Here is a 19,693-nt window from a genome sequence, read left to right as displayed (position 1 = left end):
AGTTAATGTCTCCTAAACTTCAGCTTCAATATCAGGGAGTTGCTTTAAAGGTAAAACAAAGTGGAAGCTGGCTCCACCTTTATTATTGTTTTGTGCCCAAATTTCTCCTTCGTGTAATTGAATAATAGCACGACAGATAGCAAGCCCAAGGCCAACGCCAGGAATTGCGGATTCTTTTTGAGCACGGGAGAATTTATCAAAAATTGTTTTTTCTTGCCCATCGGGAATTGCGTTACTGGCATCCCAGACTTCAATATGAATTTTCTGCCTTTCGACTCGGCCATTGATACCAATTGGTGTATCTTCATGGCTATATTTGACGGCATTTTCCAATAAATTAATTAATACCCGTTCAATTAACATAGCATCGCAATATAACAGTAAATCAGCAGGAATATTAATTTCCAATGGGTGGCTGTGTAGCGTGTAATCTAATGTTCTAACGGCGCTACTGGTTATTTCTTGTAAAGATTCCCATTCAAGGTTGGGTTGAATACTGCCTGATTGCAAACGTGCCATGTCGAGTAAATTATTCACTAAACGCGAGGTGCTAAGCACTTGTTGACGCATTTGGTTTACTTGCGCGGTATGGGGCGAATTTTCCGCGGATAAATCTAACATCAATATTTCTGTTTGCCCAAATAGCACGGTTAGCGGTGTTTTTAAATCGTGGGAAAGCGCTGCCAGCAACGAATTACGCAATTGTTCACGTTCAATATCTAATTTAGCGGACTCTGCTTGTTTTGTCAGCTGTAAGCGCGAAAGGGCGCTGGCGATCAGCCCAGTAAAAGTTTGCAGCATGCGTTGTTGTTCTGGGATCATCAACTGGCGTAAATTACGGGGTTCGATAGCTAATACTGCGAGGGTTTGGTCTGCTGTCGTGATCGGTTGTAATTGATAAGGCACACTCGGCAGAGTATCTGTCCCTGCCCCTGCGGGTTGGCGCTTATCAAAACTCCATTTTGCGATGGCTTTGTCAATCTGCATGGGGGTATGTCCATCACATAACAGTGGTAATAAATCACCATTTTCATCAGGTACTAATAGGCAGCTTTTGGCTTGAAACGCGTTATTAAGGAAGTGATAGCCTGTTTTACCAATATCTTCTGTATTGAGTGCTTGCCCTAGTTCTTTTGTCATTTCATATAAATGACGAGTTCGCTGTTCTCGATAGCGGGCAATTCTCGCTTGATAGCGCATACCAGCAGTTAGGTTTCCCACCACAACCCCAACAATTAGCATCACCGTAAAGGTTACTAAGTACTGCATGTCCATGATGGCGAGTGAAAAGTGTGGTTGAACAAAAAACAGGTCGAAACTAATAACATTCACGAGTGCGGCAAAAATAGAAGGACGGCGTCCGTAAAACAGAGCTATCAACACAACACCTAAGAGGTACAGCGTCACAAGGTTTGCTTTGTCTAACGCGAGTAAAAATGTTCTCGAAAATAAAGTGATAGCAGCGCACATCACAATAGCCATCATGTAGCCATTTAAATCAGAGCGCCATTTTTCAGAAAACGGCTTTCTTTCAGGTTCTTTATCCCAATCACTTTTTTCTTCAAGGGCGACAATCACTAAATCGAGATCGGGCCCTAATTTCCCTAAGCGGTCGGCAAAGCCAGGGCGGAAATTGAGTTTGGGCCATTTACGGTGTTTATCGCGGCGCCCAATCAATATCTTGCCTAAATTATGTTCCCGTGCATAACGGAGTATGGCTTTTTCTTCTGAAGAGTCGGATAGGGTAGCAGTTTCTGCCCCTAAATCTTGGGCAAGGCGCAGCGCTTTGAGTACGGCGCGGCGTTGAGATTCAGGGAGCTGGTGGAGGGTGGGAGTCTCGACATAAACCGCATGCCACACGCTGCCAAACTTTGCAGCAAGTCGCGCCGCGGCACGTACCAGTTTTTCGTTACCCATATTGTGGCCAATGCATAATAAAAGCCCGTCACGGGTGTGCCAGACGGGGGCTTCCCCTTTGCCATCACGAAACTCTCTCATTTGGTCGTCGACACGATCGGCGGTGCGGCGTAAAGCCAGCTCACGTAGCGCGATTAAATTTCCTTTACGGAAAAAATGCTCAATAGCGCGTTCGGCTTGCCCTGGAATATACACTTTGCCTTCTTTCAGGCGTTGGCGTAGATCGTCAGGGGGCAAGTCGACTAACACCACTTCATTAGCGGCATCAAAAATATGGTCAGGAACCGTTTCGCGAACACGAATACCCGTAATGCTCCCCACAATATCATTCAAACTTTCAATGTGTTGAACGTTAATGGTGGTAAGCACATCGATGCCTGCATCTAATAACTCTTCAACATCTTGCCAGCGTTTTGGGTGGCGGCTGCCTGTTGGGTTACTAAATGCCAACTCATCCATGAGTATAATGGCAGGGTGTCTTGCAATTGCTGCATCAATATCAAACGCATTTAAGCGACGACCGCGGTGCTGCAATTTTCTGTGTGGTAACACAGAAAGCCCATCCAATAAGGCTGCAGTTTCTTCCCGTTCATGGGTTTCTACTACGCCGATAAGGACGTCTAACCCTTGTGAACGCAAGCGTTGAGCCTCTTGTAGCATGGCGTAGGTTTTTCCGACGCCAGCACAGGCGCCGAAAAAAATTTTTAATTTACCTCGGCCATCTTCATTGGCTTTGACCAATAAGTCATCAGGGTTTGGGCGAGCAGGTTCCTGATTTTTCATAACTCACCTTATTAACGTTGGCTATTTATTTGCTGCATGTATTCATCTAGTGCCAAATTCAGTTGTAGCACATTCACAACGGGTTCACCTAAAAAGGGCAGCAAGGCCGTTTCTGTTTGTGCCGTAATTAATGATTTTACGGCCTCTAATGAAACCTGTCTGCTTTTCGCAATGCGTGGGGCTTGATAAATGGCCGCGTCAACCGAAATATTAGGGTCAAGACCACTAGCAGAGGCAGTCAATAAGTCTACAGGGATCGCATTTCCAGCTTCAGGATTCTGTGCACGCAGCAGTTTACTACGTTCAGCCATCGTTTGTTGTAACAAGGGATTACTTACCGCAAAGTTACTTCCCCCAGATGCTAACGTGTTGTATGGACTTTCCGCGGTGGCGGAGGGGCGACCATGAAAATACCCCTCACTTTGTATATTTTGCCCAATCAGTTTGGAACCGACAACATGCTCATCTTGTGTGATTAAAGAGCCTTTTGCTTGCCATGGGAAAAAGACATTGGCAAGGCCTGTGACCAATAGAGGGTAGGCTATTCCAGTTAATAGGGTTAGCACCAATAACATGATAATGGACGAACGGATCATGCTCATAATCAAATCCTTAAATACCAAATAGGCTAATAAACATATCGATCAATTTGATCCCCACAAAAGGCACCAACAAGCCACCTAAACCATATAAGCCTAAGTTTCGTTGCAAAAGTGATTGGGAGCTCATTGGGCGATAATTCACGCCTTTAAGTGCCAATGGGATCAAAAAGACAATAATCAGTGCGTTGAAGATTACCGCAGAAAGCAAGGCAGAAGCAGGTGAGTGCAAGTGCATAATATTTAACGCGTTAAGTTGTGGCCATGTCACGGCAAAGGCGGCAGGGATGATGGCAAAGTATTTGGCAATATCATTTGCAATACTGAAGGTGGTCAATGAACCACGAGTCATTAGCATTTGTTTACCAATGTGCACGACTTCAATAAGTTTGGTTGGGTTTGAGTCTAAATCTACCATGTTCCCAGCTTCTTTCGCGGCTTGGGTGCCCGAGTTCATGGCAACAGCAACGTCAGCTTGGGCGAGTGCAGGCGCATCGTTTGTCCCGTCACCGGTCATGGCGACCAATCGGCCTTCTGATTGGTATTGACGGATCAAGGCAAGCTTAGCTTCGGGGGTTGCCTCGGCAAGGAAATCATCGACACCCGCTTCCGCCGCGATGGCAGCGGCAGTTAAGTGGTTATCCCCCGTGATCATCACTGTTTTGATCCCCATGCTGCGCATTTGGGCAAATCGTTCTTTCATCCCACCTTTGACGATATCTTTGAGCGCGACGACGCCTAAAACAGTTTGGTCGTCAACGACAACTAATGGTGTTCCTCCTAAATGGGCGACTTTCTCCACCAATTTATCGGCTTCTTCGGGAAATTTTTGATGATTAGCTTCAACGTAGCGACGAATGGCATCGGCAGAACCTTTGCGGATCATGCGTTCACCCACGTTAACACCACTCATACGGGTCATTGCAGAGAATGGTACGAAAGTAGCATTCATTCCGTGAATATCTCTTTCACGTAAATTGAATTTTTGTTTCGCAAGCACGACGATACTGCGTCCTTCAGGGGTTTCATCAGCAAGTGAAGAAAGCTGTGCTGCATCTGCTAGTTGCTCTTCCGTAACGCCAGTTAAAGGCAGAAACTCAGAGGCTTGGCGGTTTCCTAAAGTGATGGTGCCTGTCTTATCAAGCAATAAAACATCCACATCCCCCGCGGCTTCAACAGCTCGCCCGCTGGTGGCGATAACATTCGCACCTAACATGCGGCTCATACCTGCTACACCAATAGAGGAAAGCAGGCCACCAATGGTCGTTGGGATCAAACAGATTAATAATGCAATCAGTACTAATATGGAAACCGCGCTGCCAGCCCCTGCATACTCAGCGGCAAAAACCGTAAATGGATACAAAGTTGCACACACTAATACAAAGATAATGGTGAGTGCAGTTAACAAAATAGTTAAGGCGATTTCATTCGGTGTTTTACGGCGCTGTGCGCCTTCGACCATGGAGATCATGCGGTCTAGGAATGTCTCCCCAGGGTTAACGGTACATTCAACAATCAGCCAGTCGGACAGCACACGTGTTCCGCCTGTCACAGAGGAAAAATCGCCACCTGATTCGCGGATCACTGGAGCAGATTCCCCTGTGATCGCACTTTCATCCACAGATGCTCCGCCCTCAAGAACTTCCCCATCACAAGGAATGGTTTCCCCTGCACGGATCAGCACGATATCACCTTTGCGCAGTTGATCGGAGCTGACAATTTCTTGTGTTGCATCCAATGAGGCCGCGGTAAGGCGAGTGGCATTGCTTTGCTGTTTTACGCCTTTTAAACTTTGGGCTTGGGCCTTACTGCGTCCTTCGGCTAAGGCTTCAGCAAAATTGGCGAACAGTACGGTAAACCACAACCATAAGGTGACCATACCGCTAAACCATGCACTTCCTTCAGACAAACCTGCTGCCATCATTGCCCATAATAAGGTGGTGATCAGGCTACCGATATATACCACAAACATCACGGGGTTACGCCATTGGGCTTGTGGTGTGCATTTTTTTACGGCATCAATAATAGACTGTTGGATTAATTTTTTATCAAATAAAGGTGTTTTTTGCTTTTTCATTTTTTTCCCCTGATTATCCCGCAAAACCAATTTGTAGCTGCTCAGCAATTGGACCTAGTGCCAATGCAGGGACAAAAGTCAGTGCGCCAATAAGGAGGACAGTAAAGATTAATAAGCCAATAAAGAGTGGGCCTACGGTCGGCAATGTAGCCTGGCTTTGTGCTTGGGATTTTTTAAGTGCCATTGAGCCCGCAATCGCAAGTACGGGCAAGATGACGCCAAAGCGGCCGATAAACATGGCGATAGCAAGTAGCACATTGTAGAACGGGGTGTTGGCACTGAGTCCTGCGAATGCGCTACCATTGTTATTGGCAGCCGATGAAAAGGCATATAACACTTCGCTAAAGCCATGGGCGCCTGGGTTTAAAATGCCTGAACGTCCTGCGTCGGTCATTAAGGCGATGGTTGTACCAAGTAGCACTAAGGTTGGTGTCACTAAAATTGCCAGTGCAACCATCTTCATTTCACGGACTTCAATTTTTTTCCCTAAGTACTCGGGAGTACGGCCAATCATTAGTCCAGCAAGGAAGACAGCGAGAAGAACAAACAGCAACATGCCATACAGACCAGAGCCGACACCGCCAAAAACGACTTCACCAATCTGCATTAACCACATTGGTACCATGCCGCCCATCGCTGTAAAGGAATCATGCATCGCATTGACAGCACCACAGGAGGCAGCGGTTGTGACAACGGCATATAAAGCCGAGGAAAGAATACCAAAGCGGCTTTCTTTGCCTTCCATGTTAGCGTTACTATTGGCGTGTAACTCACTTAGAAATGGATTGCCAACATACTCCGCTTTAATGACCACAATGGCTGCGATAACAAAAATGATCCCCATAACCCATAACAAGGTATGTCCTTGTTTGTTATCACCCACCGAACGACCGAAGGCAAAACACAACGCGGTAGGGATTAAGAATATTGCCAGCATCTGAACAAAATTACTTAATGCAGTCGGGTTTTCAAACGGATGAGAGGAGTTTGAACCAAAGAAGCCACCGCCATTGGTTCCCAGTAATTTAATCGCTTCTTGGGATGCGACAGGGCCCATTGGTAACAGTTGGGTTGTGTTATCTAAATTGTCAACTAAGAGGTAGTCAGAAAAGTTTTGGATCACCCCTTGGCTGACAAAAAATAAAGCAACAACAATGGCGAGAGGGAATAATAAATAGAAGGTGATACGGTAGATATCGACCCATGCATTCCCCAATGTTTTACTGCCATGGCGTGAAAAAGCACGGATCAAGGCAAAAACCACAGCTATACCCGTAGAGGCTGAGAGGAAGTTTTGTACGGTTAAGCCTGCCATTTGGCTTAAATAGCTCAACGTATTTTCACCGCTGTAAGATTGCCAGTTGGTGTTTGCTACGAAGCTTATCGCAGTATTGAAGGCTAAATCCCAACTCATACCAGCAAAGTGCTGTGGATTGAGCGGCAAGCTGCCCTGAAACATTAAAATGGCGAATAGCAAAACAAAACCGAGCACATTGAATAAAACAATGGCTAAGGCATATTGTTGCCAATTCATTTCGGCAGCTGATTTTCCAGGTTGTTTAATCCCCGCTAAACGCCAAAGCAATGATTCACTAGCCATTAAAGGACGAGGAATATCACTGTCAATAAGACGTGCAATTCCATTACCTAACGGTTTAGCTAAGATAAATAAGACCAGCAGGAAGCTGCCAATCAGTAAAAATGCTGTGGTGGCCATATCAGAAATCCTCCGCGTTAAGCAGGGCATAAATCAGATAAACCAGCAGTAGAACAACGAGAACTGCCCCAAAAATGGAAAGTAATGACACAGTGTTTTCTCCTTATTATTTCCATGAAATAAGGGTAGAGAGTTCGTTGTAAAGAAGCTGATAAAAAGATAGGACTAGGTGTAAAAAAAGTATAAAAATACACATTTTTTAATCAACTAAGCGAGGAATAGACACTCTTAAGTGAAATAACTAATAACACTTAAATTTTAACCTGTTATTTAATTGTTGCCACAATGTTTGTTTTTAACGATTTTGGGTTAAATTTTGTAGTAAAAATACAGAATAATGGGGAATTATTAGTAATATTTTAATTTTAGTGGTCAGATGAGTAGTTTTATTACACAGTTTGCGCTATTCTATATTCAGTTAATTAATTCTCGTATTATCTGTTCGGTTTTAGTCGCTCTGTGAAATAGCTGTATTTGGGGAGTTTTTAGAGCAAAGCTGGGATCGACAAATAAAGTGGCAACTGAAGGAGGATATCGATGTCCACATACCGCGAATATTCCCGTAATCAGGTACTTGCACGCCGCACTGCTGCTGTAACGGCAGGTATTATTGCGTTTCCTGTTATGGTTTTTCACCCGAAAAGAGCTAAATATTACAGTTACTTAAATAAAGTTTGGTCGAAAACAAGCGATAAGCCTGTATGGTTAGAGCGTTCGGAGACCACACTTGAAAGCCATCGTTAACCTTGCGTCTTAAGTAATTGATAAGAGCCCCTGCAATGACTCGTTGTGGGGGTTTTGTTTTTTATACCCCTACTTTTCTTTTCGAATGATGCACTTCAAATAACACAGAAAAAAAGTATGTTTCCGCTTATGATTATTGATTATCAGTAAATTATATTCAAAATGGCGTTATAGATTCGCTGTGCAGTAAAAAGGACAACATCATGCATAACTTAAGATTAGAAGAAGTCATTAACGATGAGCTCAAAGTGAGTGAGTTTCAAGATTTTGCACCAAATGGGCTGCAAGTTGAAGGACGCCCTCATGTGCATAAAATCATCACAGGAGTGACTGCCTGCCAAGCTTTACTCGATGTCGCCGTTGAGAAAAAAGCGGATGCGGTGATTGTTCACCATGGCTATTTTTGGAAAAATGAGCCTGCCATTATTAAAGGTATGAAAAAGAATAGATTAAAAACATTATTAGCTAATGATATTAATCTTTATGGTTATCACCTTCCTTTAGATGCGCACCATCAATTAGGGAATAATACACAGCTTGCTTATATCATGGGCGTCCAAGTGAATGGCCAAATTGACCCATTAATGCCATTTGGCTTTTTTGACCAGCCAATTACCCCAGCAGAATTGACCAATCGCCTAGAAACGCGCCTAGGTCGTAAAGTCCTTCACTGTGGCGACAACGCGAAAGAGGAAATTCGTCAAATCGCATGGTGCACAGGGGGCGGGCAAGGTTTTATTCTGCAAGCCGCAGAGTTTGGTGTTGATGCCTTCGTCACAGGGGAAGTCTCAGAACAAACGATTCATATTGCAAGGGAAATGGGGATCCATTTTTACAGCGCAGGGCACCATGCCACAGAGCGTTACGGGATTAAGGCGTTAACCAAGTGGCTAGTTGATGAGCAGGGGTTGGACGCCGAGTTTGTCGATATCGATAACCCAGCCTAAATTCTCGTCATATTTCGAGCTGTGGCGGTGTTGGCTTCACTCGGCTACTTGGGTCACATACTTATGTATGCTCCCCAAGCTATCCTCATTTGCCGCCTAGCCGCAACTCGAACTATTTAGAGAATTAAATTTCCGTTGCCTTTTACATCAAAGCGTTGTTGGCTGCATTCGTGAACCCTAGTCACATACTAGTGTATGCTCCTAGGGCTTCACTCTTTTGCCGCCTAGCTGTGATGTAAAATGCTTAGAAAATTATGTGTAATTAGCAAATATAAATCAAAAAGTTAGTTCGTGTGAATTCGATAGCGTAATGATGCAAGAACGAGAACTACACTTGAAATAGTGAGCACTAAACCTAAGTGTTGGCTCCAACCTGCAACCACCAGCCCGATAGCGAGTCCAATATAATAAAGTAATCCTAAAATTGCGCCTGCAGTGCCTTTTCGGTCGCTATAACGGTTTAAGGCGTGAGCAAGAATGTTCGGGATTGCAATACCATAGCCAATCACGACGCCAATAACAGGTAAAACAAACCAAACAGAGTCCATAAGAGCAAAAACTGCACAGCTGCTGACCAACGAAATGACACTTGATAGTTTAACAAGTTGCTCAGATGTGTGTTTTTTAGCCAATAAATGACGGTTAATCATCGATCCTAAACCCACACCAAGCGCCAATAAAATTCCCGTGAGGCCAAACTGTTGTTGAGTGAGCATTAATTGTTCAAAACTGAAAGGAGCCAGCTGATAATAGCTGAATAAATTAATGTTGAAAAATGCTATCAAGATCACATTTCTCATAATCTCTTTATCCGTGAGCATCCGTAAAAATGTCTCAATAAATGGGACTTTGATCACATTTTCTGGGCGTGTTTCAGGTAATCGATATATTGACCACAGTAAAAGTACGACAGCTAAAATAGCTAAACCAATAAAAACACCACGATAACCTCCCAAACTGACGAGGCCCGCACCCGATAACATACCTAATGCAGGGCTAATGGCTAATGCGACGCCCATAACTGAAAAAACTCTAGCTAATTCATGACCTTGATAACTATCACGCATTGCAGTTTGTGTACCAATTGAACCCACAGCGGCACCAAAGGCGGCTAACATCCGTAGTAGTAGCAATAAGTAAAATTGACTAATGAGTAAGGCACCAATTGAGGCAATCCCATAAACCAGTAAACCCGCTAAAATCGTTGGACGGCGGCCAACTGTGTCACAGGTTCTACCCCAAAATACAACGCCCAATGCAAAAGCAAAGAAATAGAGAGAAAGCGTTTGTGAAGCTTGTTCTGCATTGACAGAAAAAGCGCTCGCAATGTCCGTCAGTGCAGGGCTGTAGATGGTTTCTACAATTTGTGGGAACATCATTAAGGCCACAGCCAGCCATAATGAAAGAGAGTGTTTCATATTCATTTTCCTACCCTGTGTAATAAAAAATAACGGTCTAAACCTTTAATGGTGGGCAGTTTAGTGGTAATTTTGATGTCTTATTACAATAATAAAGACTATAAATATCAAAAAAAGGACATTTATGGCATGGTTAAATCAAACGGATGAGTTTCAAACACATTGGTATCCAGCCCCTGTTTTAGGAATTGCTGCGCAGATGGGGCAGCACGATTCTGGCACGCATACCCATGAAATGGGGCAGCTTTTGTTTACTCAGCAAGGGTGCATTCGTATATCTCTCGAAAAGCGCCTCTCTTTGCTTCCTCCTGGTAGGGTTGCGTGGATCCCACCATATGTTCGCCATCGTGCACAAATGCGTGCATCAGTGGGGTACCGGTCAATTTATCTCAGTGAAGAATATGCCCAAAAAGTCGGAAACGAAGTGGTCATTTTGAGTATTTCGCCGCTGTTAAGGGAGTTATTAGAGCGTATTGCTATCTCTCCTTTTGACAGTGATTGGCAAACGGGAAGGTTAGCCAATTTATTACCTGTTTTTATTGATGAGCTACAAGCTGCGACAACTGAACCCACTTTGCTTTCTTTACCGCAAGATAGGCGCTTGAAACACCTGGATATCGAGCAATTACCCCCGAATTTGAGCCAACTTGCTCAAATTGTTGGTGCGAGTGAAAAGACAATAACGCGTGTTTTTTTGAAAGAAACAGGCATGACATATCAGTCATGGCGCCAACAATGGCGGTTTATTAAAGCGATTGAATTATTAGCACAAGAAAAGCCATATCACTTTATTACTCAAGAACTTGGACTTACCAGTGACAGCGCGTTTATTAGTTTTTTTCGTAAAATGAGCGGAATGACACCAAGAGAGTATCAACAGTAGGAAATGTTGTGGTTATATAAACAAAAAAAGACCTTGAAAAATCAAGGTCTTGCTTTACGTAGGGATTGGAATTTATCGAAATATTATTTTTTTGCTAATTCAGAGTTGAATTCACGTTTGTCATAACCGGTATACAGCTGGCGAGGACGTGCAATCTTCAGGCCGTCATCATGCATTTCGTTCCAGTGTGCAATCCAACCAATAGTACGCGCAATGGCGAAGATCACAGTGAACATGGAAGATGGAATACCCATTGCTTTCAAGATGATACCTGAGTAGAAGTCAACGTTCGGGTACAGTTTCTTCTCAATGAAGTACGGGTCGTTCAGTGCAATACGCTCCAGTTCCATTGCGACTTCCAGTAAGCTGTCGTTCAAGCCCAGTTCATTTAGAACTTCGTGGCAAGTTTCACGCATTACAGTGGCACGTGGGTCGTGGTTTTTGTAGACGCGGTGACCAAAGCCCATCAGTCGGAAAGAGTCATTTTTGTCTTTCGCACGTTCGATAAACGCAGGAATGTGCTCAACAGTCTGAATTTCTTCCAGCATGCGTAAGCAAGCTTCGTTAGCACCACCGTGTGCAGGCCCCCATAGAGACGCGATACCCGCTGCGATACAAGCAAATGGGTTTGCACCCGATGAACCCGCAGTACGTACGGTTGACGTTGATGCATTTTGTTCGTGGTCAGCGTGCAGAATTAAAATGCGATCCATTGCACGTTCAAGAACTGGATTTACCGTATATTCTTCACATGGTGTGGAGAACATCATGTGCAAGAAATTACCCGCGTATGACAGATCATTACGTGGATAAACAAAAGGTTGGCCAATTGAATATTTATAACACATTGCTGCAACAGTTGGCATTTTGGACAGCAAACGATAAGCCGTAATTTCACGGTGACGAGGGTTATTAACATCTAACGCATCGTGATAGAACGCCGCCAGAGCACCTGTTACACCACATAATACAGCCATTGGATGTGAGTCACGGCGGAAACCATTAAGCATGCGTGTAATTTGCTCATGGATCATGGTATGGCGAGTCACCGTATTTTTAAATACGTCGTATTGTTCTTGAGTCGGTGCTTCACCGTACAGCAGGATATAACAGACTTCGAGATAAGAGGCTTCAGTTGCGAGTTGGTCGATAGGGAAACCACGGTGCAGTAGAATACCTTTATCACCATCAATATAGGTGATTTTTGATTCACAGGATGCAGTAGAAGTAAAACCAGGGTCGTAGGTAAAGAACCCTTTTGAACCTAAAGTTCGGACATCGATAACGTCTTGACCAATCGTAGGGCTTAAAATATCGAGTTCAATGTCACCCGCACTACCAGTCATTAGCTTAGCTTTGTTATCAGCCATTTACGGTCTCCTTAGCGCTTGATAATCGACACCCAACAACCCAGAAACCCAGCGTTATACTGTGTCTTCGTGCATTGTTCTACCGGTATGCTTTGGAAATCAGCTCGCTATCACATAAAACCTGAAATCTGACGACCGACGACAATGTAATTAGGTTGTTTATGAGTGTGTAGATGTTATGTTCTTTTTGTTGTTTTCCCTACAATATCATTATTTGTGGTAAGAGGAACAACTTTCATAACTTTTGTTATTAATACCCATCATAGTTCAAATTGTGGAGTATCTAACATTGCAACATTTACGTTTTTATTTTTACGGTGAAGTGTCAAGCACACCGTTAAGATAATTCTGCCAGACCTATATGTAAGATAAATGTTGAATCATTGTCAAATAACATAAGCACATTTATACAAAATGTTTAAATCGTGATCCTTCTCACTGTTCGGGCTAAATGTCTCCAAACATTTTGTGTGGGAATTGTAATGGCATTGTGAAGACTTTATACTAGCGGCAGGTCTCCGGATTACCCTGTAGTAGGAGTTCCCAGCGTGATCAGCATGCAACTTTATTTAAACATGATGGATTAGAGTTTGTGTTAAGTTGCATTTTGTACCCCTGTCGCTGTCTGATTTCCACCCCAGGTCCGGAGGATGGAAAATAATAAAGAGCTGTGTGGGCAAAATTGTGAAAAAACAAAGACCTGTCAACCTTGATTTGCAGACGATTCACTTCCCGATCACTGCAATATCTTCGATCTTGCACCGTGTCTCTGGCGTCATTACTCTCATCGCAGTTGGTATTCTGCTTTGGTTGTTAGGGACATCTCTCTCCTCTCCAGAAGGTTTTCAATACGCGTCTGAAATAATGACTGGCTTTTTTGCTAAGTTCATTCTTTGGGGCATCCTGACTGCATTGGCTTACCATATCTGTGGTGGTATCCGTCATATGTTAATGGATTTCGGCTGTGTTGATGAAACCCTTGCTGCTGGTAACTCATCTGCAAAAATTACATTTGTTATTACCGTAATTCTGGCAATTCTGGCGGGGATCTTAGTATGGTAAGTAATGCATCAGCTTTAGGCCGTACTGGTATCCAGGACTGGCTGTTAATCCGTGGCTCTGCGATTATCATTGCACTCTACGTACTCTACATTGTTGGTTTTGTTGCGATTAATGACATTACCTATGAAGTCTGGCGCGGTTTCTTTGCCTCCTCTGTGACGAAAGTATTCACTATCCTCACTTTGTTCTCGATTCTTGTGCATGCATGGATTGGCATGTGGCAAGTGCTGACTGACTATGTTAAGCCGCTGGCAATTCGCTTAGTGCTGCAACTGGCTATCATTGTAGGTCTGTTGGCTTATTTAATTTACGGAACAATTGTTGTGTGGGGTGCATAAAATGAATCTGCCAATCAGAGAGTTTGACGCTATCGTTATCGGTGCTGGCGGTGCAGGTATGCGCGCAGCACTTCAAATTTCACAGATGGGCCTATCTTGTGCACTTCTGTCAAAAGTCTTTCCAACCCGTTCTCACACTGTATCCGCGCAAGGCGGTATCACGGTTGCATTAGGTAACACGCACCCTGATAACTGGGAATGGCACATGTACGATACCGTAAAAGGTTCTGACTACATCGGTGACCAAGACGCTATCGAATATATGTGTAAGACAGGCCCAGAAGCTATCCTCGAATTAGAACATATGGGGTTACCTTTCTCGCGCCTTGATGATGGAAGCATTTATCAACGTCCATTTGGTGGCCAATCTAAAAACTTTGGTGGCGAGCAAGCCGCGCGTACTGCAGCCGCAGCTGACCGTACAGGGCACGCACTATTACATACGCTGTATCAGCAGAACTTAAAAAACCACACCACCATTTTTTCTGAGTGGTATGCCCTTGATTTAGTTAAAAACCAAGATGGCGATATTGTAGGTTGTACTGCAATTTGTATGGAAACAGGCGAACTCGTTTACTTCAAAGCGAAAGCCACCATTCTGGCAACAGGTGGTGCAGGTCGTATTTACCAATCAACCACCAATGCCCATATCAATACAGGTGATGGTGTGGGGATGGCAGCGCGTGCTGGTGTGCCACTACAAGATATGGAAATGTGGCAATTCCACCCAACGGGTATTGCAGGGGCTGGGGTTCTGGTCACTGAAGGTTGCCGTGGTGAAGGTGGTTACTTGCTGAATAAAGACGGTGAGCGCTTCATGGAGCGTTACGCACCAAACGCGAAAGACCTCGCAGGTCGTGATGTTGTTGCACGTTCAATCATGATTGAAATTCGTGAAGGCCGTGGTTGTGATGGTCCTTGGGGGCCACATGCTAAGCTGAAATTGGACCACTTAGGGAAAGAGGTTCTGGAATCACGTTTACCGGGTATCCTTGAGTTATCACGTACCTTTGCGCACGTTGACCCAATAAAAGAGCCAATCCCAGTTATTCCAACATGCCACTACATGATGGGCGGTATTCCAACGAAAGTTACTGGCCAAGCGATTCGCTATAATGAAAAAGGCGAAGATGAAGTTATTCCAGGTCTGTTTGCTGTTGGTGAAATTGCTTGTGTATCAGTACACGGCGCTAACCGCTTAGGCGGTAACTCACTGCTTGACTTAGTGGTATTCGGTCGCTCTGCGGGTCTGCACCTGAAAGAATCCATCATGGAACAAGGTTCAATGCGTGATGCTTCTGAGTCTGACATCGATGCAGCAATGACTCGCTTTAATCGTTGGGAAGGTGCACGCACAGGCGAAGATCCAACCGAAATCCGTAAAGCACTGCAAACCTGTATGCAGCATAACTTCTCAGTATTCCGTGAAGGTGATGCAATGGCGAAAGGTTTAGAAGAACTAAAAGTGATTCGCGAACGCCTGCAAAATGCACGCCTTGATGATACGTCAACGGAGTTTAATACGCAGCGTATCGAATGTTTAGAATTGGATAACCTGATGGAAACCGCTTATGCAACTGCACAAGCAGCAAACTTCCGTACAGAAAGTCGTGGGGCGCATAGCCGCTTTGACTATCCAGAGCGTGATGATGCGAATTGGTTATGTCACTCATTGTATTTACCGCAATCTGAAACGATGACGCGTCGTGAAGTCAACATGCAACCAAAATTGCGTGAAGCCTTCCCACCGAAAATTCGTACCTACTAATGCGTGGTGTTAATCCAGTTGCGGAGAAATAAACTATGAAATTACAATTTTCGATTTATCGCTACAATCCTGATGTGGACAACGCACCACGTATGCAAGATTACACGCTAGAAGTGCCAGAAGGGCGTGACATGATGTTGCTGGATGCGTTAATCCAAATCAAAGAGCAAGACCCAACATTATCCTTCCGCCGTTCTTGCCGTGAAGGGGTATGTGGTTCTGATGGTCTGAACATGAACGGTAAAAACGGCTTGGCTTGTATCACGCCATTGTCTGCTTTAATTCGTGGTGGGAAGAAAATTGTCATTCGTCCGTTGCCAGGTCTGCCTGTTGTGCGTGACCTGATCATCGACATGACTCAGTTCTACACTCAATACGAAAAAATCCGTCCATATCTGATTAACGATAACAAAAATCCGCCAGCGCGTGAGAATTTACAAACTCCTGCACAACGTGAAAAACTCGATGGTTTATACGAGTGCATCTTGTGTGCATGTTGTTCGACTTCTTGCCCATCTTTCTGGTGGAATCCGGACAAATTTATTGGTCCAGCAGGCCTGTTAGCGGCGTATCGTTTCTTGATTGATAGCCGTGATACTGAAACCGATTCTCGATTAGATGATCTGAACGACGCTTTCAGTGTTTTCCGCTGTCATAGCATCATGAATTGTGTCAATGTATGCCCTAAAGGACTAAATCCAACAAAAGCTATTGGTCATATTAAATCTATGTTGCTAAAGCATAGCGCTTAATAGCTAAATTTAACCCGCAGTGCCTTGGTACTGCGGGCTAAAGTGAAAATAGCACGAAATAAAAACATAAGTTAAAAATAAAGCGTAAAGTAAATTCAAGATTTTGATTTAAATAGCGCTTAAGGTCACAAAAGCGCGAAAACCAAATATCCTTAAAGGTCATCAGAAAGTAACATTGTCATCAATAAAACGTAGCATTAAATAAAAACGTTGTAACAACAAAAGCGCAAAAAAGTGAACGTAACAAAAGCAACAGTAAAAAGTAAAAAAAATAGCCAACTGCAAAAGATGAAGAAGACGAAAGCGTAATCTTAGGGGCCTTTAAAAACCGTAGCCAGTTTTTAAAGGTTCCTTAAAAGGGAAACCCTTACTGATAAAGGGCCTCCCAAAGAGAGAACATGCATAAAGCACGTCCAAGAGAACCTTTATCGAGGTCGCTTAAATGCGACGATTAGTTAACCACGGCGAAAACTAAAGCTTATAAAGCTTAAGGGATCACAATGCAGAACGGCGTAATGAAGGACTGGCTGGATTCAAGCTTTCTGGCAGGCGCGAACCAGACATATATAGAACAGCTCTATGAAGATTATCTGACTGACCCTAACTCTGTCGATGCCGAGTGGAAAGCCATTTTTGAGCAACTACCTGGTGCAGCCCTCGGCACTAGCGGTGAGCAATTCCACTCCCAAGCGCGCGATTACTTCCGTCGCTTAGCAAAAGACTCTACACGTTATCACACCTCTGTTAGCGATCCAGCTATCGACGCAAAACAAGTTAAAGTTTTGCAGTTAATTAATGCATTCCGCTTTCGCGGACACCAAAATGCTAACCTTGACCCGTTAGGGCTTTGGAAACGTGAATCTGTTCCGGATTTGGACCCAGCGTTCCATAACTTAACGAAAGAAGATTTCAACGAAACCTTCAACGTCGGTTCTTTTGCTATCGGCAAAGAAACCATGAAACTCAGCGAGCTATATGACAACCTGAAACGCATTTACTGCGGTTCAATCGGTGCGGAATATATGCACATCACGAATACAGAAGAAAAACGTTGGATTCAACAACGCCTTGAGTCTGTTGATGTGTCTAAAATTTTCTCTGCGGATGAGAAAAAACGTTTCCTGTCTGAGTTAACTGCGGCTGAAGGTCTTGAGCGTTACATCGGGGCTAAATTCCCAGGTGCAAAACGTTTCTCATTGGAAGGTGGTGATTCACTGATCCCAATGCTGAAAGACTTAATCCACCATGCTGGCAAACAAGATACTCGCGAAGTTGTTCTTGGTATGGCGCACCGTGGTCGTTTAAACGTACTGGTTAATATCTTAGGTAAAAAACCAGGCGAATTATTTGATGAATTCGCAGGTAAACATAAAGATCATTCAAGTGCGGGCGACGTTAAATATCACCAAGGCTTCTCTTCTGACTTCGAAACCGCAGGTTCACGTGTTCACTTAGCGCTGGCATTTAACCCATCGCACCTTGAAATCGTTAGCCCAGTGGTCATCGGTTCTGTACGCGCTCGTCGTGACCGTTTAGATGAAGGTCGCAGCAACATGGTTCTGCCAATCACCATTCACGGTGACTCCGCAGTGACTGGCCAAGGTGTTGTGCAAGAAACCCTGAACATGTCTCAAGCACGTGGTTATGAAGTGGGCGGTACCATGCGTATCGTCATTAACAACCAAATTGGTTTCACCACTTCTAACCCTAAAGATACTCGTTCAACTGAATACTGTACTGACATTGTGAAGATGGTTCAGGCGCCAATTTTCCACGTGAATGCAGATGACCCAGAGGCGGTTTCATTTGTCACACGTTTAGCGCTGGATTTCCGTAATACCTTTAAACGCGATGTGATGATCGATTTAGTCTGTTATCGCCGTCATGGTCATAACGAAGCCGATGAGCCAAGTGCAACTCAGCCTGTGATGTACCAAAAAATCAAACAGCACCCAACGCCACGTAAAATCTACGCAGACCGCTTAATTGCAGAAAACGTATTGAGTGCAAATGATGTGACGGAAATGGTTAACCTGTACCGCGATGCGTTAGATGCGGGTAACTGCGTGGTTGAAGAGTACCGTGAAATGGGGCTGAACTCATACACATGGGCACCATATCTGAACCACGAATGGGATGCATCCTACAAATCAACAGTTGATATCAAACGTTTAACGGATCTGGCTGTTAAAGTCAGCACTATCCCTGAAGGCGTTGTCGCGCAATCTCGTGTTGAGAAAATCTATGCGGATCGCGCAGAAATGGCGAAAGGCGAGAAATTACTCGACTGGGGTGCTGCCGAGACTTTAGCGTATGCAACGTTAGTTGATGAAGGCATTCCAGTGCGTTTATCGGGTGAAGATGCCGGCCGCGGAACCTTCTTCCATCGTCATGCGGTTATTCACAACCAAACTAACGGTTCTGTCTACGTTCCACTGCAAAACATTCATAACGGCCAAGGCGTATTTAACGTTTGGGATTCTGTTCTGACTGAAAATGCGGTATTGGCATTCGAATACGGCTATGCAACCACTGAACCTCGTGCTTTAACCATTTGGGAAGCACAATTTGGTGACTTCGCGAACTGTGCGCAAGTGGTTATCGACCAATTTATTAGCTCTGGTGAGCAAAAATGGGGTCGTATGTGTGGTCTGGTGATGTTACTGCCTCATGGTTATGAAGGTCAGGGCCCAGAGCACTCATCTGCACGTTTAGAACGTTACCTACAACTGTGTGCTGACCAAAACATGCAAGTGTGTGTGCCGTCAACACCTGCTCAGGTTTATCACATGTTACGCCGCCAAGCCTTACGTGGCATGCGTCGTCCTCTGATTGTGATGTCACCAAAATCCCTGCTGCGTCATCCATTAGCGGTGTCTAGCATGGAAGAACTGGCAAATGGTACATTTGAACCTGTTATCGGTGAAATCGATGAAATCAATCCGAAAAATGTGAAACGCGTCGTTATGTGTTCAGGGAAAGTCTATTACGATCTGTTAGAACAACGTCGTAAAAATGAACAAACTGACGTGGCTATCGTTCGTATTGAGCAGCTGTATCCGTTCCCACACGATGATATCCAAAAAGCGTTGTCGCAATTTAGCCATGTGAAAGACTTTGTATGGTGCCAAGAAGAGCCATTAAACCAAGGTGCTTGGTATTGCAGTCAACATAATTTCCGTGAAGCTATCCCTGCAGGGGCAACTTTACGTTATGCAGGTCGAGCTGCTTCTTCATCTCCAGCAGTTGGCTATACGTCCGTACACCAAGAGCAACAAAAAGCTCTGGTAAATGACGCTTTGAACATTGAATAATTAA

General features: G+C 44.2%; 15 protein-coding genes. 8 read left to right on the top strand and 7 right to left on the bottom strand.

Annotated features, from left to right (window positions below; translation table 11 throughout):
* Positions 1–12 precede the first annotated feature (12 nt).
* Genes kdpD through kdpF form a run of 5 tightly spaced genes read right to left on the bottom strand, consistent with a single transcriptional unit; the run spans position 13 to position 7,184 of the window.
* Entirely contained in the window at positions 13–2,700 is a 2,688-nt protein-coding gene (gene kdpD, locus ACE2AL_RS15170; protein ID WP_272539852.1) for a two-component system sensor histidine kinase KdpD, read from the bottom strand.
* Between the two features lie 11 nt (positions 2,701–2,711).
* Entirely contained in the window at positions 2,712–3,302 is a 591-nt protein-coding gene (gene kdpC, locus ACE2AL_RS15165) for a potassium-transporting ATPase subunit KdpC (RefSeq protein ID WP_206085293.1), read from the bottom strand.
* Between the two features lie 10 nt (positions 3,303–3,312).
* Positions 3,313–5,376: a potassium-transporting ATPase subunit KdpB gene (kdpB, locus tag ACE2AL_RS15160; RefSeq protein ID WP_206085294.1), complete on the bottom strand. Its 2,064-nt coding sequence runs from the start codon at positions 5,374–5,376 to the stop codon at positions 3,313–3,315.
* 13 nt (positions 5,377–5,389) lie between these two features.
* Positions 5,390–7,093: a potassium-transporting ATPase subunit KdpA gene (kdpA, locus tag ACE2AL_RS15155; protein WP_206085295.1), complete on the bottom strand. Its 1,704-nt coding sequence runs from the start codon at positions 7,091–7,093 to the stop codon at positions 5,390–5,392.
* Between the two features lies 1 nt (position 7,094).
* Positions 7,095–7,184: a K(+)-transporting ATPase subunit F gene (kdpF, locus tag ACE2AL_RS15150; protein ID WP_206085296.1), complete on the bottom strand. Its 90-nt coding sequence runs from the start codon at positions 7,182–7,184 to the stop codon at positions 7,095–7,097.
* A 446-nt stretch (positions 7,185–7,630) separates the two neighbouring features.
* Between kdpF and ACE2AL_RS15145 the strand changes: the two genes are divergently transcribed.
* Complete coding sequence (locus tag ACE2AL_RS15145) at positions 7,631–7,837, top strand: YbfA family protein (protein ID WP_047756317.1); 207 nt, start codon at positions 7,631–7,633, stop codon at positions 7,835–7,837.
* 203 nt (positions 7,838–8,040) lie between these two features.
* Entirely contained in the window at positions 8,041–8,784 is a 744-nt protein-coding gene (locus ACE2AL_RS15140; protein WP_206085297.1) for a type 2 GTP cyclohydrolase I, read from the top strand.
* Between the two features lie 284 nt (positions 8,785–9,068).
* On the opposite strand, the gene ACE2AL_RS15135 is transcribed toward ACE2AL_RS15140, so the two are convergent.
* Entirely contained in the window at positions 9,069–10,202 is a 1,134-nt protein-coding gene (locus ACE2AL_RS15135; protein ID WP_375084318.1) for a multidrug effflux MFS transporter, read from the bottom strand.
* Positions 10,203–10,326: 124 nt separating this feature from the next.
* Here ACE2AL_RS15135 and ACE2AL_RS15130 point away from each other — a divergent pair, with 124 nt between their 5' ends.
* Positions 10,327–11,085 carry a helix-turn-helix domain-containing protein gene (locus tag ACE2AL_RS15130; RefSeq protein ID WP_206085298.1) on the top strand — a complete coding sequence of 253 codons (759 nt, stop codon included), beginning with the start codon at positions 10,327–10,329 and terminating at the stop codon, positions 11,083–11,085.
* 83 nt (positions 11,086–11,168) lie between these two features.
* On the opposite strand, the gene ACE2AL_RS15125 is transcribed toward ACE2AL_RS15130, so the two are convergent.
* Entirely contained in the window at positions 11,169–12,455 is a 1,287-nt protein-coding gene (locus ACE2AL_RS15125; RefSeq protein ID WP_206085299.1) for a citrate synthase, read from the bottom strand.
* A gap of 672 nt (positions 12,456–13,127) precedes the next feature.
* On the opposite strand from ACE2AL_RS15125, the gene sdhC reads away from it, so the two are divergent.
* The 5 genes from sdhC (at position 13,128) to sucA (ending at position 19,689) form a co-directional block, all read left to right on the top strand.
* Positions 13,128–13,517 carry a succinate dehydrogenase cytochrome b556 subunit gene (sdhC, locus tag ACE2AL_RS15120; RefSeq protein ID WP_004909059.1) on the top strand — a complete coding sequence of 130 codons (390 nt, stop codon included), beginning with the start codon at positions 13,128–13,130 and terminating at the stop codon, positions 13,515–13,517.
* Complete coding sequence (gene sdhD / locus ACE2AL_RS15115; RefSeq protein ID WP_047756338.1) at positions 13,511–13,855, top strand: succinate dehydrogenase membrane anchor subunit; 345 nt, start codon at positions 13,511–13,513, stop codon at positions 13,853–13,855. Before sdhC ends, sdhD begins: the two co-directional genes overlap by 7 nt.
* Before the next feature lies 1 nt (position 13,856).
* Positions 13,857–15,623 (top strand): succinate dehydrogenase flavoprotein subunit, encoded by a 1,767-nt coding sequence (gene sdhA, locus ACE2AL_RS15110; protein ID WP_047756339.1) that lies wholly within the window; start codon positions 13,857–13,859, stop codon positions 15,621–15,623.
* Positions 15,624–15,658: 35 nt separating this feature from the next.
* Positions 15,659–16,375 (top strand): succinate dehydrogenase iron-sulfur subunit, encoded by a 717-nt coding sequence (locus ACE2AL_RS15105; RefSeq protein ID WP_004256824.1) that lies wholly within the window; start codon positions 15,659–15,661, stop codon positions 16,373–16,375.
* A 500-nt stretch (positions 16,376–16,875) separates the two neighbouring features.
* Positions 16,876–19,689, top strand: coding sequence for a 2-oxoglutarate dehydrogenase E1 component (gene sucA, locus ACE2AL_RS15100; protein WP_206085300.1), 2,814 nt, complete (start codon positions 16,876–16,878; stop codon positions 19,687–19,689).
* Positions 19,690–19,693: the final 4 nt, after the last annotated feature.

Source organism: Providencia xihuensis (genome assembly GCF_041953405.1).
GTDB lineage: Bacteria > Pseudomonadota > Gammaproteobacteria > Enterobacterales > Enterobacteriaceae > Providencia > Providencia vermicola.
The sequence above is the reverse complement of the archived record's forward strand: the minus strand, read 5'-3'. Positions and strand labels throughout refer to the sequence as shown.